We start from the raw sequence: 25390 nt of genomic DNA on the forward strand, positions 1-25390 counted from the left end.
CTGGCCGGCCCGCTGGAGGTCGCGGTCAGCGGGCCGGCCGGGCCGGAGCGCGACGCCCTCGCGGCGGCCGCGCGGGCGTCCACCAGCCCCGGGGCGGTCGTCGTCGTGGGCGAGCCCGACGCCCCCGGGGTGCCGCTGCTGGCGGGGCGCCCGCTCGTGGACGGCCGGCCCGCCGCCTACGTCTGCCGGGGCTTCGTCTGCTCCGCCCCGGTGACGGAGGTGTCCGCTCTGGGCGGAGCGATGGACCCTTCCTGAGGACCGCTGGCAGTCTTACCGTGTAAGCGTGTAATCACCACGCTGAGGGAGGCCGTCGTGCACGGACACCACCATCGTTTCTCCGACTCGCCGTTCGCGGGCATGCGCGGGGGCTTTCGCGGCGGCGGGTTCCGCGGCCGTGGACCGGGCGGCCGGGGTCGCGGGCCCGAGGCGCCGCCCCCGGTGGAGCGCGCCGAGGTCGCAGGCTGGTTCGCCGGCCGGCTCCCGGACGGCTGGTTCACCGGCCCGGTGGACCTCAGCATCGACCGGGACGAGATCACCGTCGTCGGCACGCTCGCCGAGCCCTCGCCGGGCGAGGGCGACCCCGCGGCCGCCCGCGCCGGCCGGATCTCCCGGTTCCGGGAGGAGACCCGTGAGCAGCGCATGGCCATCGCCGACGCCGCGCAGGAGCGCTACGGCCGCTCGGTCGCCTGGGGTGCGGCGTGCGGGGACGAGCACGAGCTGTTCACCAACCTCTCGGTCCCCGTGATGACCCGGTTGCGCCAGCCCGAGCGGCTCGTCCTCGACACGCTCGTCGACGCCGGCGTCGCCCGGTCGCGCTCCGAGGCGCTGGTGTGGGCCGTCCGGCTGGTCGGCCAGCACGCGGAGTCCTGGCTCGGCGAGCTGCGCGACGCCATGTCCGCGGTCGAGGAGGTGCGCGCGCGGGGTCCCCGGCCCGAGTGAGCGGTGCCAGGCTGGCGGCGTGCCCGAGCCGCTGGACCTGCTGCGCACCGCCTATCCCGACCTCACCGAGGTGCTCTCCTCGCTGAGCGCCGGGGAGGGCTGGCAGCCGACCGGCTGTGCCGGCTGGACGCCGGTGGACCTCGGGTTCCACCTGCTCAGCGACGCCCGGCGGGCTCTGGTCGCGCTCAACACGCCGGCGCCGGGCCCGGCGGACACCACGGCCGTCGACTACTGGCGGTCCTGGCGTCCGCCGGCGCCCGACGACGAGGACGAGCTGTGGAGCACCCGGGTGGCGGCCAGCGTGCAGGGCGGGTTCGGCGCGGTCCAGCGGCGCTACGCGGAGGCCTCGGCGGCGGTCGTCGTGGCGGCCGGGCGGGTGGCGCCCGACGCCGCCGTCCGCACCCAGGGCTCGACCCTGACCGTCGCCGACCTGCTGTCCACGCTCGTCGTCGAGGCCGCGGTCCACCACCTCGACCTGGTGCTCCACCTGGACCGGCCGGGGCCGGGCGCGGCGCCGCTGGCCGAGGTCCGCCGGGTGCTCGAGGGGTTGCTCGGCGGGCCGCTGCCCGCGTCGTGGGACGGCGTCACCGCGGCCCGCCGCGGCACCGGACGCGAGCCGCTGACCGCGGTGGACCGGGCCGAGATCGGGACGGCCGCGGAGCGCTTCCCGCTCTTCGGCTGAGCGGCGCGCGCCGGGCCGTCGTCGCGACCAGGGACACTGGGGGCGTGACCGCCGGCGCCGAGCTCCCGACCGCGACCGACGTCCTCGTCGTCGGAGCCGGCCCCGCGGGCTCGGCCGCCGCGGCCTGGGCGGCCCGGGCCGGGCACGACGTCGTGCTCGCCGACGCCGCGGCCTTCCCGCGCGACAAGACCTGCGGCGACGGACTGACGCCGCGCGCGATGGCCGAGCTCGACCACCTGGGCCTGGGGGACTGGGCCCGCGCCCGCGCCCGCAACCGCGGGCTGCGGGCGGCCGGTTTCGGTCGGGAGTGGCAGCTGCCCTGGCCCGGCGGGGAGTTCCCCGACCACGGCAGCGCCGTGCCGCGCACCGAGCTCGACGCCCGCATCCGCGAGGTCGCCCTGGCCCACGGCGCCGTTCCGCTGGACGGCGCCCGAGCCGTCGACGTGGAGCGCGACGGGGACCGGGTGACCGGCGTGGTGTTCGAGCTGCCCGACGACGAGACCGTCACCGTGGCGTGCCGGCGGCTGGTCGTCGCCGACGGCGTCCGTTCCCCGCTGGGGCGGGTGCTCGGCCGGGAGTGGCACCGGGAGACCGCCTACGGCGTCGCCGCCCGCGGCTACGTGCGCTCCGGGCGGGCGGACGACGAGTGGATCTCCTCCCACCTGGAGCTGCGCGGAGGCGCCGGGGAGCTGCTCTCCGGGTACGGCTGGGTGTTCCCCCTCGGGGCGGCGTCCGGGCAGGTGAACCTCGGCGTCGGCACGCTGGCCACCGCCCGCCGTCCGGCCGGGGTGCAGCTCAAGGCACTGCTGGAGGTCTACGCCGACGCCCGCCGCGAGGACTGGCGGCTGGACGGGCCGGTGGAGGCGCCGGCCTCGGCGCTGCTGCCGATGGGCGGCGCGGTGTCGAACGTCGCCGGGCGCAACTGGGCGCTGATCGGGGACGCCGCGGGCTGTGTGAACCCGCTCAACGGCGAGGGCATCGACTACGGCCTGGAGACCGGCCGGAGCATCGCCGGGCTGCTCGACGAGGACGACTGGTCGCTCGCCTGGCCGGCCACCCTGCGCCGGCACTACGGCGACGCGTTCTCCATCGCCCGTCGGCTGGCCGGCCTGCTGACCGTGCCGCGATTCCTCCCGGCCGCCGGGCCGGCGGGCATGCGGTCGCGGGCGTTGATGACGGTCGCCCTGCGGGTGATGGGCAACCTGGTCACCGAGGGCGACCGCGACGTCGTGGCCCGCGCCTGGCGGGCCGCCGGGCGGCTGTCGGTGCGGCTGGACGACCGTCCGCCGTTCCCCGCCGCCGATCTCCGGACGGCCTGACCGGCCCCCTCCAGGGCACCGCCCCGAGCGTGCGAGGGGTGGGGAGGAGGGGGTCCTTTCTCAGCCCAGGAACGGGCTGTTGTACATCGCGAAGTAGACGGCGATGTAGTGGCAGAGCGCGGCCACGACGGTCATCGCGTGGAAGACCTCGTGATAGCCGAAGACGCCTGGCCAGGGATTGGGCTTCTTGAGCGCGTAGGCGACGCCGCCCACCGTGTAGAGGACGCCGCCGACGGCCAGCAGCACCAGCGATGCCACGCCGGCGATGTGCAGGATGTCGGTGAGGATGAAGACCGCCACCCAGCCCAGCCCGATGTAGAGCGGCACCCCCACCCACCGCGGGGCGGTCGGCCAGGTCAGCTTGAGGCTGACCCCGGCCAGGGCGCCGGCCCAGACGCCGGCGAGGATCCAGAGACCGGTCGGCTGGTCGACGGCCAGCAGCGCGAACGGCGTGTACGTGCCGGCGATGAACAGGAAGATCATCGAGTGGTCGAGCCGCTTCATGATCTTCCAGCCGCGCGGTGACCAGCGGCGGCGGTGGTAGAGCGCGCTGATGCCGAACAGCCCGCAGATCGTCAGGCAGTAGACGGCGATGGAGAAGCCGGAGCGCGCGCCGAGCACCGAGGCCAGCGGCACGAGGACGGCGCCGGCGACGACGGCACCGAAGAAGGCGAACAGGTGCAGCCAGCCGCGCATCCGCGGCCGGGTGTCGGGGTGGTCCCAGTCGGCGTCGTCGAAGTCCTCGGCGGTCCAGGTCTGCTCGACCCGCTCGCCCTCCTGGAGGACGGTCGAGACCGCCTCCGTGCGCGGGGCCTCGAGCTCGGCACCGTCCGCCTCGATGCGCACCGGTTCGCGACCTTGGGGGGAAGCGCTCATGCACCCGAGGTTACGCAGCCGTAGGTGACCGGGCCGGGTGGCGAACCTGGGGTCCCCGCCCTGCTCGGCCGTCACTGCCGGGGCGCGTGTGACCGGTGTGACTGGCGGGACACTGGGGCGACTGTGACGGAAGTCGCGAACGGGGCTGCTGGGACCCGGCACCGCTCCGGGAGACGGTTTTCCAGTGGGACCGGTCCGTCACGCGTTATCCCTTCGTGACCTGCGCTTTCACCCACGGTGGTCACGCTCAGCACGCGGACGCTGCTCCTACGCCACGACGCACTACGGAGTTGATCGCTTGGTATTCACCTGCTCACACACCGCTACCGTCCTCGTCGATGTTTCTCAAATTCTTCCTCGCCCGTCGCCTGCTCTCGGCTTGCGTGATCACCAGCGCCGTCGGAGGTGGCCTCGTCGTCAGCCATGAAGCCGTCTCCGTCGAGCAGTCGTCGTCGGCCGCCACCGCCGCTCCGGCGGAGACCAGCGCCCGCGCGGTCGCCGGCGACCGGGCGTCGCGGGACTCCCGCGAGTCCTCCTGGCGCCTGGCGCAGGGTGCGACTCCCACCACGCCCGCGCCGACGCAGTCGACCGAGGTCGTGCCCCCGCCGGTCGAGACGCCGGCGGCCGAGACCGCGGAGAGGGGCTCGACGTCGACCGGGTCCGCCGCGTCCGCCCCGAGCACGAGCCGCTCCGCCGCGCAGACGACCCAGCGCCCCGCGCCGGTGCCGGCACCCGCTCCGGTCGCGCCCCCGGCGCCGGTCGTGACCTCCGGCAGTGCCGTCCCGGCCCAGGACCTCCCGGGCTGGAACCTGGTGCTCGCCGAGGACTTCACCCGCGACGCCGCGCTCGGCCAGTTCGACTCCGTCTACCCGGGCTGGTCCGGCTACGACGGGTCGCAGGACACCTCGGGCAACGGCACGTACAACAGCGACGCCGTGGTCAGCGTGTCGGGCGGCGTGGTGGACAAGAACCTGCACTCGGGCAACGGCGGGGCCCAGGTCGCGGCGCTCACGCCGGCCATCGACGGCCAGGCCTGGGACGGCCAGCTCTACGGCCGGTACTCGGTGCGCTTCCGCGCCGACGACGTGCCCGGTTACAAGATCGCCTGGCTGCTGTGGCCGTCCAACGACGACTGGAGCCAGGGTGAGATCGACTTCCCCGAGGCCGACCTCGACAGCACGATCAGCGGCTTCGCGCACGACGTGACCGGCAACCCGTCGCGCAACGCGTGGCACATGAACACGGGTGCGTCGATGACCGACTGGCACACCGCGACGATCGAGTGGACGCCGGACAGCGTCACCTTCATCCTCGACGGCCAGGCGCAGTCGACCACCGACCGCAGCGCCATCCCGACCGACCCGATGCGCTGGGTGCTCCAGACCGAGACCGCGCTCGACGGCGGCGCCCCGAGCTCCGGCGCCGCGGGCCACGTGCAGGTCGACTGGGTGGCGGCCTGGTCGCGCGCTTGACCGCCACGTCCACGGGTGCCCCGGCGCCCCGTCCGGCTGCGGCCGGGCGGGGCGCCGGTGTCGTCGACCGGGTCGGCGCGGCTCCCGGACGCGGGCCTAGGGTGACCCCTGTGGGGGTGCGACAGTGGGTTCGCGACGTCCTCACCGGGGTGTACGAGCGGCGGCTGGCCGCCCAGCTGGAGGACGCCGAGGTGCCCCGCCACGTCGGGGTGATCGTCGACGGGAACCGCCGCTGGGCCCGGTCCATCGGGCTCGAGGACCCCAACGCCGGCCACCGCCGCGGCGCGGACAAGATCGCCGGTTTCCTCGGCTGGTGCGACGAGGCGGGCGTCGAGGTGGTCACCCTCTTCCTGCTCTCCACCGACAACCTCTCCCGCCCCGAGCCGGAGCTGGTGCCGCTGCTGCGGATCATCGAGGGGGTCGCCGAGGACCTCGCGGCTCCCGGCCGGCGCTGGCAGCTGCGTCCGGTGGGCGCGCTCGAGCTGCTCCCGGCCGAGACCGTCGCCGTCCTCAAGCAGGCGGAGGAGGAGACCCGGGACCGGCCGGGGGCCACGGTGAACCTCGCCGTCGGCTACGGGGGACGGCGGGAGATCGCCGACGCCGTCCGCTCGCTGCTCGCCGAGCACTCCGAACGGGGGACGACGCTCGACGAGCTCGTCGGGGTGCTCGACGTCGAGCACATCGCCGAGCACCTCTACACCCGCGGGCAGCCCGACCCCGACCTGGTGATCCGCACCAGCGGCGAGCAGCGGCTGTCCGGCTTCCTGCTCTGGCAGACCGCGCACTCGGAGTTCCACTTCACCGACGTCTACTGGCCCGACTTCCGGCGCGTGGACTTCCTGCGCGCGCTGCGGGCCTACGCCGCCCGGCACCGGCGCTTCGGCGGCTGAGAAACTCACCGCCGTGACGGCCCGACCTCTCGACGTCCCCCTGGAGTACGTGCGGCTGGGCCTGCGGTTCGACCGCCTGGAGTCCGGCTTCGTCGACGCCTACACCGGCGACCGCCGGATCCGCGCCGAGGTCGAGGACGAGCCGGCGCCCACGCCGCAGGGGCTGCGCGACCGGGCGCGGGAGCTGCTGGGCGAGCTCGCGGCCGCGGAGCTGCCGGCCGACCGCGCCGAGTTCCTGCACGGTCAGCTGACCGGCCTGGAGTGCAGCGCCCGGAAGATGAGCGGCGAGCCGGTCGCCTTCCTCGACGAGGTCGCCAGCTACTTCCAGGTCGAGCTGACGCTGGGCGACCCGGCGGCCTACGCCGCCGCGCACGCCGAGCTCGACGCGCTGCTGCCCGGCACCGGCTCGCTGACCGAGCGGTACGCCGCGCACCGGCGGCGCGAGGAGTGCCCGCCGGACCGGCTGGCCGACGCCGTCCAGGCGCTGTCCAGTGCGCTGCGCGACCGGGTGCGCGGGGAGTACGGGCTGCCCGAGGCGGAGACCGTGCGGTACGAGGTGGTCACCGACAAGCCGTGGTCGGGGTTCAACTACTACGAGGGCGACTACCGCTCCCGGGTGGCGATCAACGCCGACCTCCCGCACCGGCTGGGCCAGCTGCCGCACCTCGTCGCGCACGAGTCCTACCCCGGGCACCACACCGAGCACTGCCGCAAGGAGCAGGGGCTGGTCGAGCGCGCCGCGCGGCTGGAGCACACGGTCTTCCTGGTCAACACGCCGGAGTGCCTCATGGCCGAGGGGCTGGCCGACCTCGGGGTGCAGGCCTCGATCGGCGAGGGGTGGGGGCCGTGGGCCGCCGAGGTGCTCGCCGACCTCGGGCTGCGCTTCGACGGGCACCTGGCCGAGCGGGTCGCCGCCGCGGTGGCGCCGCTCAACCGGGTGCGCCAGGACGCCGCCGTCCTCCTGCACGACCGGGGTGCGGACGCCGACGAGGTGGCCGCGTACATCCAGCGGTGGTCGCTGGTGAGCGCCGACCGCGCCCGCCAGCAGCTGCGGTTCCTCACCCACCCGCTGTGGCGCGCCTACATCACCACCTACGTCGAGGGCTTCGACCTGCTGTCGACCTGGCTGGACGCCCGCCCGGCCGGCCAGCCGGTCGCCGACCGCTTCGTCCGGCTGCTCGACGAGCCGCTGACACCGGCCGCCGTCACCCGAGAGCTGCAGGCCGTCTGAGGCATGGCGCGGCGCACCTCGGAGGAGGCCCGCGACCTCGGCCTGTGGACGGCGGGGTGGCTGGCGGTGCTGCTGGTCGGCGGCATCTGGTGGGTGGGGGACCTCGCCCTGCAGTGGCCGGTGCTGCTGGTGCCGCTCGGATGGGCGCTGGTCGCCGTCCGGCCGCGCCGCCGGCCCTGGGACGGATGAGCCGGATGGTGCCCCGATAGGGGGACACGCCTCCGGACGGACACGTTCCTGTCACCTCCCGGGCCTACCGTCCGAGGTGGAGGACGAGCACACCTCGTCGTCCACGGGAGGCCCGGTTGGTGCAGACGTCTTCGTCGACCAGGGGGGCCGGAGCCCGGCCCCTGCGCCGGGACCCGGCCACCTTCGAGCCGGGGCGCGCACCGCGCCCCACGGGAGTCGACTCGTGAGTACTCGCCGCACGTTCGTCCTCGACACCTCCGTCCTGCTCTCCGACCCCGCCGCGCTGCTGCGCCTCGGCGACAACGACGTGGTGCTCCCGCTCGTCGTGATCGGGGAGCTCGAGGACAAGCGCAACCACCCGGAGCTCGGCTGGTTCGCCCGACAGGCCCTCCGCATGCTCGACGACCTGCGGGTGCAGTACGGCCGGCTGGACGCGCCGGTGCCCGTGGGGGAGGAGGGCGGCACGCTGCACGTCGAGCTGAACCACAGCGACCCGGCAGTGCTCCCGGCCGGCTTCCGCAACGACAGCAACGACAGCCGGATCATGGTCGTCGCGCTCAACCTGCGCGCCGAGGGCCACGACGTCTGCCTGGTCACCAAGGACGTCCCGCTCCGGGTCAAGGCGGCGGCCGTCGGCCTGGACACCGACGAGTACCGGGCCCTGGACGCCGTCGACGCCGGCTGGACGGGGATGGCGGAGTTGTCCCTGGACGACGCCGAGCTGGACGAGCTGTACGAGTCCGGGGAGGTGTTCGTGCCGGCCGCGGCCGAGCTGCCGCCGCACACCGGGCTGGTGCTGCTGTCCTCCCGCGGCTCGGCGCTCGGGCGGGTCACCCCCGACAAGCAGGTGCGGCTGGTGCGCGGCGACCGGGAGGCGTTCGGGCTGCACGGCCGCTCGGCGGAGCAGCGGGTGGCCCTGGACCTGCTGCTGGACCCGGAGATCGGCATCGTCTCCCTCGGCGGGCGGGCCGGCACCGGCAAGTCGGCGCTGGCGCTGTGCGCCGGGCTGGAGTCGGTGATGGAGCGCCGGGCGCACAAGAAGGTGGTCATCTTCCGGCCGCTGTACGCCGTCGGCGGCCAGGAACTCGGCTACCTGCCGGGCAGCGAGGGCGAGAAGATGTCGCCCTGGGCCCAGGCGGTCTACGACACCCTCGGCGCGCTGGTCTCCAAGGAGGTGCTCGAGGAGATCGCCTCCCGTGACCTCATCGAGGTGCTCCCGCTGACCCACATCCGCGGCCGGTCGCTGCACGACTCGTTCGTGATCGTCGACGAGGCGCAGTCGCTCGAGCGCGGGGTGCTGCTCACCGTGCTGTCCCGGCTGGGTTCCGGGTCGCGGGTGGTGCTGACCCACGACGTCGCCCAGCGGGACAACCTGCGGGTCGGCCGGCACGACGGCATCGCCGCGGTGGTCGAGCAGCTGAAGGGGCACCCGCTGTTCGCGCACGTGACGCTGACCCGCTCGGAGCGCTCGCCGATCGCCGCCCTGGTCACCGAGATGCTGGAGGACCTCCCCAGCTGACCCCGCCGGCCGACTCTTGCGGTCTCCTGCCCCCTTCCGCGGTGTTGCACCACCGCAACTGCGGGCGGGAGACCGCAAGAGCGGGCTCAGGCGGCGCGTGGGCCCCGGGAGAAGGCCCGGTGCAGGCGCGCGCCCACGACCCCGGGCCGGTCCAGGTCACCCCACGTCCAGCGGGCCATCTGCCAGCCCGCGTCGCGCATCTCGTCCTCGCGCAGCTTCTCCTCGAACACCGCGTCTCCGGGGTCCTGACCCGGCCGGAGGAGTCGCCCGTACTTCACCCGCCCGTCGAACTCGCCCAGCGTCCGCTGCGCGTGCCAGCCGAAGTCGCTCCGGCCGACGACGCTGCCGTCGGGGCGCTCCACACGTACCTGCAGTTCCGGTGCCGGGAGGCCGATCCGCCGGATCAGCACGCGGCTCCGGCTCTCGCCGACGCTCCCGCTCCGCCCGTCGGCGAACTGCAGCACCCGGGCGGCCCGGCGCGCTCCCGGGACCGGCCCCATGTCGGCGAGGCAGGCGGTCAGTGACGCGGGGACGACCGTGCGGGCCGCGAGCGCGGCGTCCGCGGCCACGACAGCCGGCTCGAACGGGAGCGTGCGCGCGAGGTCGACGACCGTGCGGGCGACGTCGGTGACGAGGACGCCGTCGACGACGGTGACCTGGTCGTCGGGGAGCCGGGCGACGTGGAGGTGCACGCGCGCACTGCCGCTGCCCGCCGCGGGTGGCCGGCGGATCAGGTGCACCCGGGTCGTGGATGTGCCCCAGAGCGGCAGACCGTGCAGGACCGCGGCCGAGGTGTGGCTGACGACGCCGGGTCGGCGCAGCCCGGCGACCGTTGCGGCCACCACGAGGCGGTGCCGCTCGACGTCCGTTCCCGGGGCCAGGTACGCACCGCGCTGGAGGCGTTCGAGGTCACCGCGGCGGACCAGCCGGGCCAGTTCGCCGTCCGACAGCCCTTCGGCGAGGGCGTCGGCACGCCGCAGCAGGCCGCGCCAGGACTCGAGTTGGCTCACCCGGCGAGCGTGGCCTCGGAGTTCTGCGCGGAGACCGCACTCGGCGGATCTGTGGACGGCGCCGTGCGCTCCTGCGGTGTCTCGCGCGCTCCTGCGGTCGTGCAGGACCGCAACAGCAATCACGACACCGCGGGAGCGGGTCAGGGGACGGGGAGTTCCCGCTCCGGCTCGGGCTCGCGGTCCGCGGCGGCGGGAGGACGGCGGGGTGTCCCGGCCCAGCGGAGCAGCGCCACCGCGCCCCATCCGGCGGCCAGGCACCACGGCAGCCGGAGGGCGACCTCGTCGAGGGAGAGGCCGCCCCGCAGCCCGAGCGCGATGACCGGCAGCGCGAGCAGGAACCCCACCGCGAGCACGTCCCACCGCAGCGGGCTCATGCCCCGGAGGTCTCCAGCCGCTCGCACAGCAGCGACGCCCAGCGGTGCGCGGTCGCCCGGGCACCGTCGAGGAGGGCCACGGGCGTGGTCGTGCGGCCCAGGACCGCGGCCGGGTCAGCGGTGAGGTCGGTGTCCTGCACCATCAGCGCGTCCACGCGGGCCAGCCCGTCCAGCCACGGACCGACGTCCTCCGGCTTGCGGGTGGCCTCGACCACGGCCCAGACGCCGGCCGGCGCGAAGACCGCGATCATCTGCTCCAGCCAGGCACCGCCACCGGCACGCAGCGGGGCGTCGACCGCCACGATCGTCAGCGTGCCGGACCGGTCGGCCTCCTGCTTGCGCTCGAGCGCGACCTCGATGCTGCTCACCCGGCTGCTGCGCGGGGCCAGCGCGGCGAGGTCGCCACGGGTGGCCCACTGCAGGCGCTCGCCGTCCAGTCGCAGGGAGGCGGCCAGCGAGCGCGCCGCGGCGAGGGTCTCCACGCCGGGACCGACGAGGAGCAGGACCTCACCCTGGCCGCTGGGCAGCGCCGGTGCGGTGGGCAGGCCGGTGGCCAGGGCGCGGGTGAGCGCCGCGTAGGTGCCGCGGCGGGCGATCTCGGCGGGGAAGTCGCCGCCGAGCAGCCGCTCGGGCACGCCCAGCTCCAGCAGGCGGCACACGACCGCCTCCTCGGCCGCGCCGACGACCGGGCCGGAACCGCCCCCGACCGGCGGGCGCTCGCGCACCGAGGTCACCACCATGGGCGCGCTCCGCCGCCAGGACGCGGCGCGCTTGTCCACCGGCAGGCGGGTGACCGTGGCGAGCCCGCCGCCCTGGCCGCCCGAGGCACGGGCCACCTGGTGACCCGCGGCGGCCGACGGACGGCGGATCGCCGGCGGCACCGGCGGTCGCGAGAGCAGGGGCGGGACGGCGAGCGCGGTGCCCGGCGCCGGCGGCGGCAGCAGCGACAGCGGGGGCAGGACGGTGGTGGCGTCCATCGGCAGCGGGGCCGGGTCGCTGGCGGTCGGGGCGAGCACCTCCGCGACCACCTCCCACTCGTCGGCCTCGGCGTCGGCGTCGACCCACACGGGGATCTCGGCGGTGTGCGCCTCGGCGAAGGCGTAGTCGTAGTCGTCGACGGGAGACGCCGGGGCCTCGACGTGCTCCGGCGCGGAGGCGCCGGCCAGCACCCCGCGGAGCAGCTGCGTCAGCGCCGCGTCGGACGTGTCGTGGGCCAGCGCCGCGCGCAGCACCTCGGCGATCGCCTCCTCGCGGGAGGTGATCGGCCCGGTGGTGAAGTCCGGCTCGCTGACCCACTCGGGCACGGGGACCGGCTCGGGCTCGGCGACGGGCACGGGGACCGGCTCGGGCTCGACGAGGGGCTCGGACACGACGGCGGGCTCGGTCACGGCGACGGGCTCGGCGACGGGCAGGGCGACCGGCTCGACCACGGCGACCGGCTCGGTCACGGCGACGGGCACGGCGACCGGCTCGACCACCGAGGCCGGGGGCGCGACGGTGGCGGTCGGGGCCGGACCCCACAGGACGTCCGGCGAGACGGGCTCGACGACCGGGGTCGCCGCTACGGGCGCGGCCGGGGCGGCCGCGACCGGCGGAGCCGGGGTAGCCGCGACGACCGGCCGCTCCTCCACCGGCGCGAGGAACTCCTCGACCGGAGCCTGCGGCTCCCAGCTCGGCGCCTCGACGACCGGCGGGGGCGCCGGTGCGGCCATCGGCACCACGGCCTCGGGCGTGGGCACCGGCGTGTGGGCGGCGGGCGTGGCGGCGAGCGCCTCGGCCACGGCGTCACGGACGTCGATGTCGGCGGTCACCATCTGCGCCAGTGCGGCGGTGAACGGCGACGGCGCGAGGGGGGCGTCGTCGAGCACCGCGGCCGGGGCCGGAGCCGCCGTGCGCTGCGGCGTCACGCGCGGCGCGGCGGTCCGGGGAGCCGACGCAGCCGGGAACCCGGCCGACGACGGAGCCGCGGCCCGGGGCGGCGCGGCGTGAGACGACGCCTGGGGGGCGCGCCCGGCCGCGGCGCGCCCGGCGGGCCGGTCGCTGCGCGGACAGGAGGAGCGGGAGTACAGGTCGACGCCGTCGTCGGCACCACCGGCGAACAGCCCGGCGACCTCGTCGACCGGGTCCGGCAGCACGGGGTCCCGACGCAGCGCGGCCTCGATGCGGGCTGCGGACTCGGCCCGGGACGCCGGCCGGCGCTCCACCGCGGGAGCGGGGGCGACCTCCTCCACCTCGGCGACGAAGCGCTCGGTGGTGAAGAAGCCCATGACCCCGCCCGAGCGGACCCGGCGGATGCCGACGATGCGGACCGACGACCCGTACTTCTCGCGCGCTGCGGCGATGGCGGCCTCGCGCGAGGCGGCCTCAACGGATGGCAACGGCACCGTTCACCACTCCCAGTGACTCGATCTGGGCCGTCCGGGAGACCTCCGTGTAGGAGATCACCGGCAGGCGGGGGAGGATCTGACGCATCAGGCGGGACAGGGCTGCCCGGACCTGGGGGGAACACACGAGCACGGGGGACAGGCCCAGCCGCTCGGCGTCGCCGAGCAGGCCGGTGCACCCGTTGACGAGCGCGTCGACCGTGCCGGCGTCGAGCGCCAGCACCTGGCCGCCCTCGCTCTGCCGCACCGACTCCAGGAGCCGCTGCTCGAACGCGGGGTCGAGGGTGAGCACGTGCAGCCGCTCGTCCGGCGTGACGTACGGGTGGCTGATGGCCGACCCGAGCGCCGCGCGGGCGGCCTCGACCAGGCCGTCGACGTCGGTGGAGATCTTCGCCCGCACCGACAGCGCCTCGAAGATGCGCACCAGGTCGCGGATGGAGACGTTCTCCTCCAGCAGGCCGTGCAGCACCCGCTGGATCTCGCCCAGGGTGAGCAGCGTCGGGGTGAGCTCCTCGACGACGACCGGGTGGGTGCGGCGGACCATCTCCACGAGCACCCGCACGTCCTCCCGGCCGAGCAGCTCGGCGGCGTGCTGCCGGACGACCTCGGCCAGGTGGGTGGTGATGACCGAGGAGCGGTCGACGACGGTGGCGCCGGCCATCTCGGCCTGCCGCTGCAGTTCGACCGGCACCCACTTGGCGGGCAGACCGAAGACCGGCTCGCGGGTCGCCTTGCCGGGCAGCCCGTCGAGGGCGTCGCCGATGGCCAGCACGGTCCCGGCCGGCGAGATGCCCTTGGCGGCCGGGACGCCGTTGAGCCAGATGACGTACTGCGAGGACGGCAGGTCCAGGTTGTCGCGGGTGCGCACCAGCGGGATGACCAGCCCGGTGTCCATCGCGACCTTCCGGCGCAGCGCCTTGACGCGGTCGAGCAGGTCCCCACCGCGCGCGCTGTCGACCAGGTCGACCAGGTCGAAGGCCACCTCGAGCTCCAGCGGGTCCACCCGCATCTTCTCGGCGATCGCCTCGGGGGAGTCGGGGGAGGGCTCGTCGTCCGCGGCGGGGGCCGGCGCGGCGTCGTCGTCCTCCAGCGGGGTCTCCTGCATGCGGGCGGCCATGAGCAGGAACAGCCCACCGATGACGAGGAACGGCAGCTTGGGCAGACCGGGGATCAGGCACAGGGCGATCGCGGCGCCGCCGGCGATGCGCACCGGCTGCTTGAACCGGCCGAGCTGGGCGAGCAGGTCGCTGCCCATGTCCCCGTCGGAGGCCGAGCGGGTGACGATGATGCCGGTCGCGGTGGACAGCAGCAGCGCCGGGATCTGGGAGACCAGGCCGTCGCCGACGGTTAGCAGCGAGTAGGTGGAGACGGCGTCACCGGGCGCCATGCCCAGCTGCAGGACGCCGATGGCCATGCCGCCGATCAGGTTGATCAGCGTGATGATGATGGCGGCGATGGCGTCGCCCTTGACGAACTTCGACGCGCCGTCCATCGAGCCGTAGAAGTCGGCCTCGGCGGTGACCTCGGAACGCCGCCGGCGAGCCTGCTTCTCGTTGATCAAACCGGCGTTGAGGTCGGCGTCGATGGCCATCTGCTTGCCGGGCATCGCGTCGAGGGTGAACCGGGCACCGACCTCGGCGACGCGGCCGGCACCGTTGGTGATGACGACGAACTGGATGATCGTCAGGATCACGAAGATCACCAGACCGACGATCAGCGAGCCGCCGATCACGAAGTGCCCGAAGGCCTCGATGACCTTGCCGGCGTAGCCGTCGGTCAGCACCAGCCGCGTCGAGGAGACGTTGAGCGCCAGCCGGAACAGCGTGGCGATGAGGATCAGCGACGGGAAGACGGCGAAGTCCAGGGGCCGCTTGATCTGCATGGCGACCAGCAGGATGAGCAGCGACGCGGTGATGTTGAGGCCGAGCAGCAGGTCCAGGACCGCGGCCGGCAGGGGGACCACCAGCATCAGGACGATGGCGACGACGCCGATCGGGACGGCCGCCTTCGTCACCTTGTGCACGAGTGAACTCATCGGCAGTTCGGCTTGAGCGGGGCACGGCCGGGACGTCGCCCGCCCCACCCGTCACGCCCGCCCCAGGGGCACCTCAGCGCCGGCGGCGGCCGGCCACGGGGAGGTCGTCGACGTCCGGCGCGGCGAAACCGGGCCGGTGGAACCCGCCGCGGACGCCGCGGGCCGACAGTTGCATGACGAAGGCCAGCACCCGCGCCACCGCGGTGAACAGCTGGGCGGGGACCTCCTGGCCGATGTCGCAGGAGGCGTGCAGCGCCCGGGCGAGCGGGATGTCCTGCACCATCGGCACCCGCGCCTCGGCGGCCTTCTCGCGCAGCGTGGCGGCGATCTCGTCGGCGCCCTTGGCGACCACCCGCGGGGCGCCGCGGTCGGCCTGGTACTTGAGCGCGACCGCCACGTGGGTGGGGTTGACCAGCAGGACGTCGGCCGTGGCGACCTCGCTCATCATCCGGTTGCGCGACATCGCCATCTGGGTGGCGCGACGCTGCGCCTTCATGTGCGGGTCGCCCTCGGACTGCTTGTGCTCCTGCTGGATCTCGTACTTGCTCATCTTGAGCTTCTTCATGATCTGCTGGCGGACCACGAGGTAGTCGGCGACCGCGATGACCAGGCCGGTGACCGCGACGACCCGGAACATGAGCACCGCCGAGTCGGTGAAGGTCGCGGCGACGGCCGCGAGCGGCAGGGCGCCCGACGCCGAGACCAGCTCCTGCGCCCGGCCGCTGGTCACGATGACGACGGTCAGCAGGGCGGCGGTCTTGATGACGGCCTTGGCGGCCTCCCAGATGCCGTGGGTGCCGAACATCCGCTTGATCCCGGGGAACGGGTTGAGCTTCTTCAGCGTCGGCTTCATCGGCTTGGCCGACACGGAGATCCCGCCCTGGGCGGCGGAGGCCACGACACCGACCACCATGAGCCCGAGGGCCATCGGCAGCAGCGCCGTCAGGAACGTGGTCAGCGCCTGGCCGAAGAGCGCGGACAGGGCGCTGGCCTCGGGCCGGGTGGCGACCACGCCGATCTGGACGAACAGCCGGCCGACCCCGTCGAAGGCGTTGCCGACGAGCACGGGCAGCAGCACGCTCGCCGCCGCCGCGCCCAGCCAGGTGCCCAGCTCCTGGGTGCGCGGGATCTGGCCGTCCTTGCGCGCCTCCTTGAGACGCTTCGGAGTCGGCTTCTCGGTCTTCTCGCCACCGGGACCGTCCTTGGCCACGGGTCAGCCGCTCCGCAGGGAGACCATGGCCCGCGTCGCGGTCTCGAGCAGCTCGTCGAGGGCCGTCGGGAGCAGCGGGAAGGTGAGGCCGAGCAGCGTCAGCGTCAGCATGATCTTGACCGGGAAGCCGAACGCGAAGATGTTCAGCGCCGGCGCGGCCTTGCTGAGCAGCGCCAGGGCGACGTCGGCCAGCAGGAGCACCGCCACCATGGGCCCGGCGATCTGCAGCGCGGCCAGGAACATCATCGAGAACGCCGTGATCAGCACCTGCCCGAGCTGGTCGGTCGGGATGCCGCCGGCGACCGGCAGCCCCTCGTAGGACGTGGCGAAGCCGCGCACGATGAGCAGGTGACCGCCGCTGGTGAACAGCAGCGTCGTCGCGAGCAGGTGGTGCAGCCGGCCGATGGCGGAGTTCGTGGTCATCGACATCGGGTCGTAGGCCGGCTGCAGCGTGAAGCCACCGGTCATGTCGATGAGGTCACCGGCGTACTGGACGGCGGCGAACAGCAGCTGGACGAGGAAACCCAGCGCGGCGCCGACGACCACCTCGGTGACCGCGCCGACGACGAGGAACCCGGTGGTCGGCTCGGGCAGCTCCGGGGCGATCCGGGTCATCAGCGCCACGGAGAGCGCCATGGCGAGCGCGCCCTTCACCGGAGCCGGGATGGCCCGGGAGTTGAACGGCGGCGACAGCAGGACGAAACCGGCCGCGCGGGCGGTGCCGAGCAGCAGCGCCGCGAGCGTCGTGGCCGGGACCTCGAGGTCCACGGGTGGCTCAGGTCCGGTCGAGCAGTCGGGGCAGCGTCTCGAACAGGCCCTCGGTGAAGCTGACCAGCTCGGAGAGCACCCAGTTGCCCGTGACCAGCAGGGCGATCGCGACCGCGATCATCTTCGGGACGAAGGACAGCGTCTGTTCCTGGATCTGCGTGGCCGCCTGGAACAGCGAGATGAGGAAGCCGACCAGCAGCGCGGTCAGCAGGATCGGGGCGGCGACCTTCGCGGCGACCAGCATGGTCTTGACCGCGATCTCCGTGACGTCGGCGTCAGTCATGCGCGATCACCCGTAGCTCCCGACCAGCGCCGTCGTGATCAGCGCCCAGCCGTCGACCACCACGAACAGCAGCAGCTTGAACGGCAGGGAGACCATCGCCGGCGGGACCATCATCATGCCCATCGCCATGAGCGCGGCGCTGACGATCATGTCGAGCACCAGGAACGGGATGAAGACGACCAGGCCGATGATGAAGGCGCTCTTGAGCTCGGAGAGCACGAACGCCGGCACGAGCGTGGTGATGCTGACCGCCTCGCGGTCGGCCGGCGCCTCCTCACCGGAGAGGCCGACCATGAGCGACAGCTCGTCCTCGCGGGTGTTGGCGAGCAGGAACTCCTTGAGCGGAACGACGCCGGTCTCGTAGGCCTGCGACACCGTCATCGTGCCGTCGAGGTAGGGCTGGACCGCGACCTCGTTGATGTCGGAGAAGACCGGACCCATGACGAACAACGTCAGGAACAGGGCGATGCCGGTGAGCACCGAGTTCGGCGGCGCCGACTGCATCCCCAGTGCGTTGCGGGTCAGCGACAGGACGACGATGATCTTGGTGAACGAGGTGGCCAGCAGCAGCACCGCCGGCGCCACCGACAGCACGGTGATCGCCAGGATGAGCGTGATCGAGGTGCTCGGGCTGCCGTTGCCGACGGAGATGTCCACGCCGCCGTCGACGGCCGGGACCGTCGGTGCGGTGGGGGCGGTCGGCGCGGTCGGTGCCGTGGGTGCCGCGGAGGCGGGGTCGGCCAGCAGGGTGAGGACGACCCCGAGCAGCGCCACCAGCAGCAGGACCAGGCCCACGTGCCGGGCGAACGGGGCGCCGCGCGCCGCGCTCGGAGAGGAGGAGGTCATCAGCGGCGGACCGTCCGCTCCCGGAGCTGCTGCACGAACGTCGTCCAGCCGGCGCGGTCGAACACCGAGCCGGCCAGCACACCGCTGGCCGGCGCACCGGTCGCGGTCGCGGGCCGGGCCAGCGCAGCCCGTCGCTCCTCGACGGCCTCCTCGACGGCGTCGCTGTCCACCTCGGCGAGCAGGGTGACCTGCTCCTCGGTGGCGCCGACGACCAGCACCCGGCCGGCGATCCGCACGACGGTGACCGAGCTGGCCCGCCCCATGCGCTGCCGGGCGACCACCTCGATCAGGCCGTTGCCCTGGCCGAGCCCGCGCTTCTTCGCCAGCCGGGCGGCGAACCAGAGCACCCCCCCGACGAAGACCAGCGTCAGCAGCAGCCGGACGACCATCCAGGTCACGAGTGGTTCCCCAGCTCGGTGGCGGCGTCGGTGACGATCTCGCTGATCCGCAGGCCGAAGTCCTCGTCGACGACGACGACCTCGCCGCGGGCGATGAGGGTGCCGTTGACCAGCAGGTCGGCCGGCGCGCTGGCGGCACGGTCGAGCTCGACGACCTCGCCGGGGTGCAGGGAGAGCAGCTCGCCGACGGTCATGCGGGTGCGGCCGATCTCGACGGTGACCTCCATGGCCACGTGCCGCAGCAGGTCGAGGCTGCCGCGCTGGGTGCGCGACTGGGGGAGGGTGACCTGCAGGGCGAGGGCCGCCTCCACGGTGCTGCCGTCGGCCAGCAGGGGGACGGCGACGAACATGCCCTTGTCCCGCAGCCCGTCCATGGCGGTGTCCGGGTCCTCGACGCGCTCGGAGTCCACCCGGACCCGGCCGAGGGTGGCCGCGGCGGCCTCGAGGGCCGGGCGCAGCGCGGCGGCGAGGTCCATCCGGCCGACCGGCGAGTTGGCCAGGGCGTCGACGATCTCGGCGGAGACGACGAGGACGACGTCCCCGCTGACCTCGCCCGACAGCCGGGCGATGACCGCCGCGGCCGCCTCGGCCGGCAGCAGCACGGCGTCGGGGTCGCTGACCGGCGTGCCGGGCACCAGCTCGACCGTCGCCGGCACCAGGGCGGCGGCGGCGCGGGCGGCGGACGCCACGACGGCGATGACGGTCTCGGAGGCCTGCGAGTGCTCCACGGTGGCGGTCATGCGGTGTCCTTCTGGGCTGCGAGCGGGGTGGGCACGATGGCGGCGGCGAGCCGGCGTCGGTGGTTGCTGGCGATCGCGTAGGCGAACACCACGTCGTTGGTGGTGACCTCCAGCGGCGCGTCCTGGGGATGGCGCAGCAGGAGGACGTCTCCGACGGCGAGGGACAGCAGGTCCTCGGAGGAGACCTCGAGCGGGGAGAACCGCACCCCGACCTCGACCGGCACCTGGGTGAGCCGCTCGGTGAGGGCCTCGAAGGCGCGCCGGCGCTTGGCCTGGGCGGACTCCGACAGGTGCGGCGAGGCGGCGTTGTTCAGGGCCGTCGCGAACGAGGAGAACGGCAGCACGAGGGTGGCCTCGCCGGAGCGGCTGCCGATCCCGATCGCGTACGTGGCGACCATGACCGTGTCCGACCCGGCCGCGGCCTGGGCCAGCTGCGGGTTGTACTCGACCTCGCTGAGCTCGGGCTGCAGCTGGACGATGTGCGTGAACGACGCCGTGAACTCCGCCAGCAGGCGGTTGAGCATGTGGTTGGTGATGGAGGTCTCCATCACCGTCATGGGCCGGTCGGGCTGCTCGGAGGCACCGGAGCCGCCGAGCATGTGGTCGACGGCCGCCATCGCGATGTCCAGCGGGTAGGCCAGCAGGCCCTTGCCCGCCAGCGGCTCGATCGTGAACGTGGCCATGAAGCAGGGGTTGGGCAGCGTCGCGACGTAGTCGTCGTAGGAGTGCTGTTCGATGCCGAGCAGCTCCAGCCGGGCGCCGGCGCGGAGCATCGAGGTGAGCACGGTGGTGGCCTGGCGGGCGAACGCCTCCTGCGCGATCTGCAGGACCCGGACGTGCTCGCGGGAGAGCTTGGTGGGCCGGCGGAAGTCGTACGTGCGGGGCTCTCCGCGCCTGCCGCGGGCGCCCGATGACGCTGCTGACAGCGGTCCCTGTGCGGGGCCGTTCTCGGGGCGGGTCACCCCCCACTCATCGGCGGGAGACGAGTCCGCCCTGACCGGCGGCGACGGGCGCTGCCGATCAGGGCGGACGGGTGTGACGGGTGGTGCAGGGTGTTACTGGGTGACGTACTCGGTGAAGTAGATGCCCATGACCATCTCGGTCTCCTCGTCGGTGTAGGCCTCGACGATCTTCTGCTCCAGGGCCGCCTTGAGCGCGTCCCGGGCGCCGACGACGTCGCCCGGCTGGGCCTGCGAGAAGGTGGAGATGACCAGGTCGAGGGCCTCGGAGCCGTCGACGGCGGCACCCCCGTGCCCGCCGCCCGCGGCCGCCTCGGTCAGCTGCAGGGCGATGCCCACCTTCAGGTAGCCGCCTCCCGCGAGGTTGACCGCGATCGACTCGAGGGGGAGGACCTCCCCGGCCACCGGTTCGTCGGCCGCGGCCTCGCCGCTGCCGGCGAACAGGAAGAAGTACGCGGCGCCGGCGACGGCGAGCAGCGCCACCAGGCCGACGACGAGCAGCTTCTTCCTGCCGCCCTTCGCCTCGCCGTCCTCGGGGGTCTCGGCCGTCTTCTTCTTGTCAGCCATGCGTGCCTTCCTCGGTCGCGCCGGCGTCCAGGCCGGGCAGGAGTTCGTTCGCCTCGGCGGAGGCGGTGGACATCACGACGACGTCGACGCGCCGGTTGACCGTGATGGAGCTGGGGTCCGCCGGCGGGACCAGCGGCCGGGTGTCGGAGTAGCCGTTGGCGACCATGTGGTCCTGCGGCACGCCGATGGTGGCGAGGTGACGGACGACGGTGGTCGCCCGGTAGGCCGACAGCTCCCAGTTCGACGGCCACGGACCGCCGGGGGTGACCGGCAGGTGGTTGGCGTGGCCCTCGATCCCGAGGGAGTTCTGCAGCTCCCGCAGGGCGGGCGCGATCGCGTCGAGGATCTGCCGGCCCTCCAGGCGGAGCACGGCCTCCTCGGCGTCGAAGAGCACCTGGTCGGCGACGATGTGCACCACCAGGCCGCGCTCGTCGATCTCGTAGCGGGCCGAGCCCGACTGGCCGGTGGCGGCCAGGGCCGCCTCGATCCGGTCCCGCACGGCCGCCAGGTCCTGGTACTGCGCCTGCGCCTCGGTCGCGACCCGCTCGGCCTCGGCGAGGGCGGCCTGCGCGGCGGCGGCGTCGACCTCGGCCTGCTCGACGGTCTGGTCCGGCGGGATGGCCGAGCCGATGTCGATCACGCCGGGGAGCCCGTCGAGCACCGACCCCTCCGGCGTGGCGGCCGGGATGACCGAGACCGGCGTCCCGAAGGCGTCGGAGAGGCCGCTGGCCAGCTGGGCGAACTTCGCCTTGTCCACCTGGCTCATGGCGTACAGCACGATGAACAGGACCAGCAGCAGCGTCATCATGTCCGCGTAGGACACCATCCACCGCTCGTGGTTTTCGTGCTCCTCCTCGACGTGCTTCTTGCCCCGGCGGCGGCCGTGGCCGGCACTCACGCGGCTTCCCTGGCGACCTCACTGGGCGGCACGAGGGAGATCAGCTTCTGCCGGACGGCGCGGGGGCTGGTGCCGGCCTGGATCTCGGCGATGCCCTCGACCAGCAGCTCCATCTGCGCGGCCTGCAGCTCGCTGACCCGCAGGATCTTGGCGCCCATGGGCAGGAACCAGAAGTTCGCGGCCATGACGCCCCACAGCGTGGCGACGAACGCCGAGGCGATCATCGGGCCGAGCGCCGCAGGGTCGCTGAGGTTCCCCATCACGTTCATCAGGCCGACGATGCAGCCGATGATGCCGATGGTCGGGGCGTAGCCGCCCATCGCGTTCATGAACTTGGCGGCGACCTTGTCCTCCGCCTTCTTGGCGGCGATCTCGCCCTCGAGGACCTCGCGCAGCTGCTCCGGGTCGGTGCCGTCGATGCCCATCTGCAGGCCGCGCTTGAGGAACGGGTCCTCGATCTGCTTGACCTGCGCCTCGAGGGCGAGCAGGCCCTCCTTGCGGGCCTTCTCGGCGAGGCTGACCAGGGTCTGGATCTGCTCGGTGGCCGGCGGCACCGCGGCCGGCAGCACGCCCATCTTGAACCAGGCCGGCATCTTCTTGAGGTCGGCCATCGTCTGGCTCGACATGGCGGCGCCGAAGGTGGCGACGATGACGAGCACGATCGCCGGGAGGAAGATCAGCGAGGTCGGGTCGGCGCCCTCGAGGACCATGAACGCCAGGAGGGCGACGAGCGAGACGACGAACCCGATCAGGGTGGCGGGGTCCACGGGTCAGCGCTCCTCGCGGGCCGGGAAGGGGACGACGGCGGCGTTCCCGTCCTCCTCCGAGGACAGTGGCGAGCGGTAGGTGCCCCGGTCCATCTCGTAGGCCGTGGCGAGGATGCTCGCGCGGTACTCGCGGATCTCGACGAGCACCTCGTCGACGCTCTCGGTGACGACGTACCGGGTGCCGTCGACGAGGAACACGACGGTGTCGGGGTGGCCCTCGACCCGCTCGACGAGGTCGGGGTTGAGCGCGAACCGCTCTCCGTTCAGGCGCGTCACACGGATCACGGGTGGGTCCTCAAGCTCGATCGGGAGGGGGAGGGGCGGCCGCGTGGCGACTCTGCCCGGCTGCTCTTGTCATCGGCCTCGCGGGCGTCGGCCTTGAGCCGAACCGGCGCCCTCACCCTGCGGGGTGACCTGCGGGAACGGCCGAACAGCGCGGCGGCCCGGCCCCTCCGGAGAGGGGCCGGGCCGCCAGGCGGAGGAGAGAGGTCCGCACTCAGCGCTTGAGGTTGACCAGGTCCTGCAGGATCTCGTCGGAGCTGGTGATCACCCGGCTGTTGGCCTGGAAACCGCGCTGGGCGACGATCAGCCCGGTGAACTCCTCGGAGAGGTCCACGTTGGACATCTCCAGCGCACCGGCGGAGAGGACGCCGCGGCCGGCGGTCCCGGCCTGCCCGATGTTGGCCAGCCCGGAGTTGTTGGCCGCGCGGAAGGTGCTGGTGCCGGCCTTCTCCAGGCCGCTGGGGTTGGCGAAGGAGGCCAGGGCCAGCTGGCCGAGGGTCTGGCGCTCGCCGTTGGAGAAGACGCCGGTGATCGTGCCGTCGTTGCCGAGGCTGAACGACTGCAGGGTCCCGGCGCTGAAGCCGTTCTGCTCGTTGGCGGTCGCCGTGGTGGGGCTGCCGTACTGGGTCATGGCGGAGAGGTCGAGGGCCACGGTCTCCCCGGCTGCGAAGCCCGGCAGCCCGGACAGGGTCACCGTCCCCCCGGAGGAGAGCCCGCCGGTGCCGTTGAACGTGACGGTCGGCGTGCTCACCGTCAGCGCGGTGGCGCCGGAGTTGGCCGTGAGGGTCCACTGGTTGGCCGTGGCGGTCTTGGTGAAGGTGTAGGTGACCGGCACGGCGTTGCCGAGGTTGTCGTACATGCTGATCGTGGTCTCGACCGCCGTGGGCGGGGTCGAGGTGGCACCGGCGAACAGGTTGCCGGTGACCGCGCCGGTCTCGGTGCGCTGGGGCGGGGTGCCCTGGCCGTAGGGGATCTGCAGTCCCCCGATGGGGCCGTTGGGGTCCACCGTGCCGTCGGGGCCGGCGGTCCAGCCCTGCAGGATCGCGCCGCTGTTGGTGACCAGGTTGCCCGACGCGTCGAAGCTGAAGGAACCGGCGCGGGTGAACAGCTGCTCGGTGCCGGCCTGGACGACGAAGAAGCCGTCGCCCTCGATCATGAAGTCCGTGGAGCGGCCGGTGTTCTGGGTGGCGCCCTGGGTCCAGTTCGTGGTGATGCCGCCGACCTTGACGCCGAGCCCGACCTGGGCCGGGTTGGTGCCGCCGCGGCCGTCAGTGGGGGACCCGCCGGCGCGCAGCACCTGGGACAGGGTGTCCTCGAAGACGGTCTGCTGACCCTTGTAGCCGACGGTGTTGACGTTGGCGATGTTGTTGCCGGTCACGTCCATCTTGGTCTGGTGGGCGCGCAGGCCGGAGATGGCCGAGAACATGGAACGCAGCATGGCGAGGGGCTCCTCGGAGGTGGGACGGGTGGGAGGCGGGCGGTCAGACGAGCGACGCGGAGATCTCGGTGATGCGGGCGACCGGCACGGCGACGCCGCCGATGTAGGCGGTCGCCTCGGCGGTGTCGGTGGCGAGGCGGACGGAGTTGACCGCGCCGGTCTTGGTCTCGCCGGACTCGTCGGTGTAGGCGACCACCCGGCCGACGAGCGCGCCGGCACTGGAGGAGCGCTGCAGGGCCAGCATCGCGGCGTTCTGCGTCGCGATCGCCTCGAGCTTCTCGACCTGGGTGAAGACCGCGGTCTGGGACATCATCTGGCTGCTGTCGGCCGGGTTGGACGGGTCCTGGTAACGCAACTGGGCGACCAGCAGCTTGAGGAAGGTGTCCTTCCCCATCTGGTCGGGACGGTCGACGGTGGTCGTGGCGGGGGTGGAGGCCGCGGAGCCGGTCCCGCTCACCGGGGTCGTCATGGGGCTTCTTCCGTTCTCAGACGCGGACGTCCACGCCGGTGGACGTGGAGGAGGAGGGGGAGGTGCGAGCCGGCCGGACCTCGCCGGAGTCAGCGGCACCGGGCCACGTCCGGGGCCGGCCGTCGCCGCGGTCCTGCTGGCCGGTCCGGTCACCGGGGGCGCCCTGCTGGTGCGCCGAGGACCACGCGCCCCCGGAGTCGGGGTCGACGGTGGCGCGCGAGCAGGTCAGGCCGGCGCTCTGCAGGTCGCGCCGCAGGTCGGGCAGGGCCTCGAGCAGCGCGGTCCGGCCGGCCTCGGTGGCGCCGCGCAGGGTCAGGTCGACCGTCCCCCGGTCGAGCGTCACCTGCACCTCGACCGGCCCGAGGACCTCCGGGGTGAGGACGACGGTCATCGTGTGCACGCCGTCGGGCCCGCTGCGCAGGACGGCGACCTGGGTGGCCACCTGGCTGCCCACGGGCGGGGTCGTCGGCGCGGTCGTGTCCGGGAGGGCCGCCGCCACCGGGGCCGGCGCGGGTGCGGGGGCGACGCCCGGTGCGGTCGGCGAGGCGGCGGGAGCCGGCGCAGCCGCCTGCTCCTCGGGGGTGGAGCCGGCACCGGCGGACGCCGATCCCGCGGCCGCCTCGGCGACCAGCGGCAGCGGCACGGCCGGCACTGCCGGGACGCCGGCCTCCGGAGCGGGAGACGCCGGTGCTGCCGGCGGTGCCACGACGACGGTGAGCCCGGGCAGCAGGCTCGCGGCGGTGCCGGCCGCGGACGGTGCGGGCGTCGCCGGGGTCGTCGGCGCCGCGGCCGGGACCGCGCCCGGGGCCGGAGCCGTCGTGCCCCCGGCACCCGCCGCGACGCCG

At 74.0% G+C, this 25390-nt stretch carries 27 protein-coding genes and 1 pseudogene; 9 read left to right on the forward strand and 19 right to left on the reverse strand.

From position 1 onward, the window contains the following. The 4 genes and pseudogenes from MY520_RS25265 to MY520_RS25280 all read left to right on the forward strand — a co-directional run. Positions 1 to 255, forward strand: a pseudogene (locus MY520_RS25265) (N-acylglucosamine 2-epimerase); the annotation flags it as partial. A 183-nt stretch (positions 256 to 438) separates the two neighbouring features. Then, positions 439 to 939, forward strand: coding sequence for a hypothetical protein (locus MY520_RS25270; protein ID WP_436695452.1), 501 nt, complete (start codon positions 439 to 441; stop codon positions 937 to 939). A gap of 19 nt (positions 940 to 958) precedes the next feature. Then, positions 959 to 1621, forward strand: coding sequence for a maleylpyruvate isomerase N-terminal domain-containing protein (locus MY520_RS25275; protein ID WP_436695453.1), 663 nt, complete (start codon positions 959 to 961; stop codon positions 1619 to 1621). Between the two features lie 44 nt (positions 1622 to 1665). Then, the gene (locus MY520_RS25280) at positions 1666 to 2940 is read left to right on the forward strand and encodes a geranylgeranyl reductase family protein (protein ID WP_436695454.1); all 1275 of its coding nucleotides are present in this window, start codon (positions 1666 to 1668) and stop codon (positions 2938 to 2940) included. 60 nt (positions 2941 to 3000) lie between these two features. Here MY520_RS25280 and trhA read toward each other — a convergent pair whose 3' ends face one another. Beyond that, complete coding sequence (gene trhA / locus MY520_RS25285) at positions 3001 to 3816, reverse strand: PAQR family membrane homeostasis protein TrhA (RefSeq protein ID WP_436695455.1); 816 nt, start codon at positions 3814 to 3816, stop codon at positions 3001 to 3003. Between the two features lie 338 nt (positions 3817 to 4154). On the opposite strand from trhA, the gene MY520_RS25290 reads away from it, so the two are divergent. From MY520_RS25290 to MY520_RS25310, 5 genes are all read left to right on the forward strand, one after another. Next, positions 4155 to 5288 (forward strand): glycoside hydrolase family 16 protein, encoded by a 1134-nt coding sequence (locus MY520_RS25290; protein WP_436695456.1) that lies wholly within the window; start codon positions 4155 to 4157, stop codon positions 5286 to 5288. Positions 5289 to 5398: 110 nt separating this feature from the next. Further along, complete coding sequence (locus MY520_RS25295) at positions 5399 to 6178, forward strand: isoprenyl transferase (protein WP_436695457.1); 780 nt, start codon at positions 5399 to 5401, stop codon at positions 6176 to 6178. 13 nt (positions 6179 to 6191) lie between these two features. After that, positions 6192 to 7409 carry a DUF885 domain-containing protein gene (locus tag MY520_RS25300; protein WP_436695458.1) on the forward strand — a complete coding sequence of 406 codons (1218 nt, stop codon included), beginning with the start codon at positions 6192 to 6194 and terminating at the stop codon, positions 7407 to 7409. 3 nt (positions 7410 to 7412) lie between these two features. Continuing rightward, positions 7413 to 7598: a hypothetical protein gene (locus tag MY520_RS25305; RefSeq protein WP_436695459.1), complete on the forward strand. Its 186-nt coding sequence runs from the start codon at positions 7413 to 7415 to the stop codon at positions 7596 to 7598. Between the two features lie 223 nt (positions 7599 to 7821). Next, entirely contained in the window at positions 7822 to 9117 is a 1296-nt protein-coding gene (locus MY520_RS25310) for a PhoH family protein (RefSeq protein WP_436695460.1), read from the forward strand. An 86-nt stretch (positions 9118 to 9203) separates the two neighbouring features. Here the strand turns inward: MY520_RS25310 and MY520_RS25315 are convergent, their stop codons facing one another. The 18 genes from MY520_RS25315 to MY520_RS25400 all read right to left on the reverse strand — a co-directional run. Next, the gene (locus MY520_RS25315; RefSeq protein WP_436695461.1) at positions 9204 to 10127 is read right to left on the reverse strand and encodes a type IV toxin-antitoxin system AbiEi family antitoxin domain-containing protein; all 924 of its coding nucleotides are present in this window, start codon (positions 10125 to 10127) and stop codon (positions 9204 to 9206) included. Between the two features lie 140 nt (positions 10128 to 10267). After that, positions 10268 to 10501: a hypothetical protein gene (locus MY520_RS25320; RefSeq protein ID WP_436695462.1), complete on the reverse strand. Its 234-nt coding sequence runs from the start codon at positions 10499 to 10501 to the stop codon at positions 10268 to 10270. Then, positions 10498 to 12885, reverse strand: coding sequence for a hypothetical protein (locus tag MY520_RS25325; protein WP_436695463.1), 2388 nt, complete (start codon positions 12883 to 12885; stop codon positions 10498 to 10500). Before MY520_RS25325 ends, MY520_RS25320 begins: the two co-directional genes overlap by 4 nt. After that, a complete protein-coding gene (gene flhA / locus MY520_RS25330) occupies positions 12866 to 14908 on the reverse strand; it encodes a flagellar biosynthesis protein FlhA (RefSeq protein ID WP_436695464.1) in 2043 nt (680 codons plus the stop codon). The genes MY520_RS25325 and flhA overlap by 20 nt, the downstream gene beginning before the upstream one ends. 85 nt (positions 14909 to 14993) lie before the next feature. Continuing rightward, positions 14994 to 16130, reverse strand: a complete 1137-nt coding sequence (locus tag MY520_RS25335) for an EscU/YscU/HrcU family type III secretion system export apparatus switch protein (protein WP_436695465.1) — start codon at positions 16128 to 16130, stop codon at positions 14994 to 14996. A 3-nt stretch (positions 16131 to 16133) separates the two neighbouring features. Next, positions 16134 to 16898 carry a flagellar biosynthetic protein FliR gene (fliR, locus tag MY520_RS25340; protein WP_436695466.1) on the reverse strand — a complete coding sequence of 255 codons (765 nt, stop codon included), beginning with the start codon at positions 16896 to 16898 and terminating at the stop codon, positions 16134 to 16136. A 7-nt stretch (positions 16899 to 16905) separates the two neighbouring features. Then, on the reverse strand, positions 16906 to 17181 hold the full coding sequence (fliQ, locus tag MY520_RS25345; RefSeq protein ID WP_436695467.1) for a flagellar biosynthesis protein FliQ: 276 nt from the start codon (positions 17179 to 17181) through the stop codon (positions 16906 to 16908). Between the two features lie 6 nt (positions 17182 to 17187). Next, entirely contained in the window at positions 17188 to 18027 is an 840-nt protein-coding gene (gene fliP, locus MY520_RS25350) for a flagellar type III secretion system pore protein FliP (protein WP_436695468.1), read from the reverse strand. After that, complete coding sequence (locus tag MY520_RS25355; RefSeq protein ID WP_436695478.1) at positions 18027 to 18416, reverse strand: FliO/MopB family protein; 390 nt, start codon at positions 18414 to 18416, stop codon at positions 18027 to 18029. The genes fliP and MY520_RS25355 overlap by 1 nt, the downstream gene beginning before the upstream one ends. Positions 18417 to 18421: 5 nt before the next feature. Then, the gene (fliN, locus tag MY520_RS25360; RefSeq protein ID WP_436695469.1) at positions 18422 to 19165 is read right to left on the reverse strand and encodes a flagellar motor switch protein FliN; all 744 of its coding nucleotides are present in this window, start codon (positions 19163 to 19165) and stop codon (positions 18422 to 18424) included. After that, positions 19162 to 20127: a flagellar motor switch protein FliM gene (locus MY520_RS25365; protein ID WP_436695470.1), complete on the reverse strand. Its 966-nt coding sequence runs from the start codon at positions 20125 to 20127 to the stop codon at positions 19162 to 19164. Before MY520_RS25365 ends, fliN begins: the two co-directional genes overlap by 4 nt. A 93-nt stretch (positions 20128 to 20220) precedes the next feature. Beyond that, positions 20221 to 20691, reverse strand: coding sequence for a flagellar basal body-associated FliL family protein (locus MY520_RS25370; RefSeq protein WP_436695471.1), 471 nt, complete (start codon positions 20689 to 20691; stop codon positions 20221 to 20223). Continuing rightward, entirely contained in the window at positions 20684 to 21589 is a 906-nt protein-coding gene (locus MY520_RS25375) for a flagellar motor protein MotB (RefSeq protein ID WP_436695472.1), read from the reverse strand. Before MY520_RS25375 ends, MY520_RS25370 begins: the two co-directional genes overlap by 8 nt. Then, positions 21586 to 22356 (reverse strand): motility protein A, encoded by a 771-nt coding sequence (locus MY520_RS25380; protein WP_436695473.1) that lies wholly within the window; start codon positions 22354 to 22356, stop codon positions 21586 to 21588. The genes MY520_RS25375 and MY520_RS25380 overlap by 4 nt, the downstream gene beginning before the upstream one ends. A gap of 3 nt (positions 22357 to 22359) precedes the next feature. After that, positions 22360 to 22641 (reverse strand): flagellar FlbD family protein, encoded by a 282-nt coding sequence (locus tag MY520_RS25385; protein ID WP_436695474.1) that lies wholly within the window; start codon positions 22639 to 22641, stop codon positions 22360 to 22362. 211 nt (positions 22642 to 22852) lie between these two features. After that, complete coding sequence (locus MY520_RS25390; protein WP_436695475.1) at positions 22853 to 24076, reverse strand: flagellar hook protein FlgE; 1224 nt, start codon at positions 24074 to 24076, stop codon at positions 22853 to 22855. A 43-nt stretch (positions 24077 to 24119) separates the two neighbouring features. Then, positions 24120 to 24545 carry a flagellar hook assembly protein FlgD gene (locus tag MY520_RS25395; RefSeq protein WP_436695476.1) on the reverse strand — a complete coding sequence of 142 codons (426 nt, stop codon included), beginning with the start codon at positions 24543 to 24545 and terminating at the stop codon, positions 24120 to 24122. A 16-nt stretch (positions 24546 to 24561) separates the two neighbouring features. Further along, the coding region (locus tag MY520_RS25400; protein WP_436695477.1) for a flagellar hook-length control protein FliK at positions 24562 to 25390 on the reverse strand (829 nt) is incomplete at its 5' end.

Source organism: Geodermatophilus sp. CPCC 205506, assembly GCF_051383635.1.
GTDB lineage: Bacteria > Actinomycetota > Actinomycetes > Mycobacteriales > Geodermatophilaceae > Geodermatophilus.

Excerpts from the sequence above, each read along its gene's own strand:
- MY520_RS25320 (WP_436695462.1), bottom strand. The coding sequence starts at position 10,501 with ATGAGCCCGCTGCGGTGGGACGTGCTCGCGGTGGGGTTCCTGCTCGCG.
- fliQ (WP_436695467.1), bottom strand. The coding sequence starts at position 17,181 with ATGACTGACGCCGACGTCACGGAGATCGCGGTCAAGACCATGCTGGTC.
- MY520_RS25395 (WP_436695476.1), bottom strand. The coding sequence starts at position 24,545 with ATGACGACCCCGGTGAGCGGGACCGGCTCCGCGGCCTCCACCCCCGCC.
- MY520_RS25290 (WP_436695456.1), top strand. The coding sequence starts at position 4,155 with ATGTTTCTCAAATTCTTCCTCGCCCGTCGCCTGCTCTCGGCTTGCGTG.
- MY520_RS25390 (WP_436695475.1), bottom strand. The coding sequence starts at position 24,076 with ATGCTGCGTTCCATGTTCTCGGCCATCTCCGGCCTGCGCGCCCACCAG.
- MY520_RS25305 (WP_436695459.1), top strand. The coding sequence starts at position 7,413 with ATGGCGCGGCGCACCTCGGAGGAGGCCCGCGACCTCGGCCTGTGGACG.
- fliP (WP_436695468.1), bottom strand. The coding sequence starts at position 18,027 with ATGACCTCCTCCTCTCCGAGCGCGGCGCGCGGCGCCCCGTTCGCCCGG.
- fliN (WP_436695469.1), bottom strand. The coding sequence starts at position 19,165 with ATGACCGCCACCGTGGAGCACTCGCAGGCCTCCGAGACCGTCATCGCC.
- MY520_RS25355 (WP_436695478.1), bottom strand. The coding sequence starts at position 18,416 with ATGGTCGTCCGGCTGCTGCTGACGCTGGTCTTCGTCGGGGGGGTGCTC.
- trhA (WP_436695455.1), bottom strand. The coding sequence starts at position 3,816 with ATGAGCGCTTCCCCCCAAGGTCGCGAACCGGTGCGCATCGAGGCGGAC.
- MY520_RS25370 (WP_436695471.1), bottom strand. The coding sequence starts at position 20,691 with ATGGCTGACAAGAAGAAGACGGCCGAGACCCCCGAGGACGGCGAGGCG.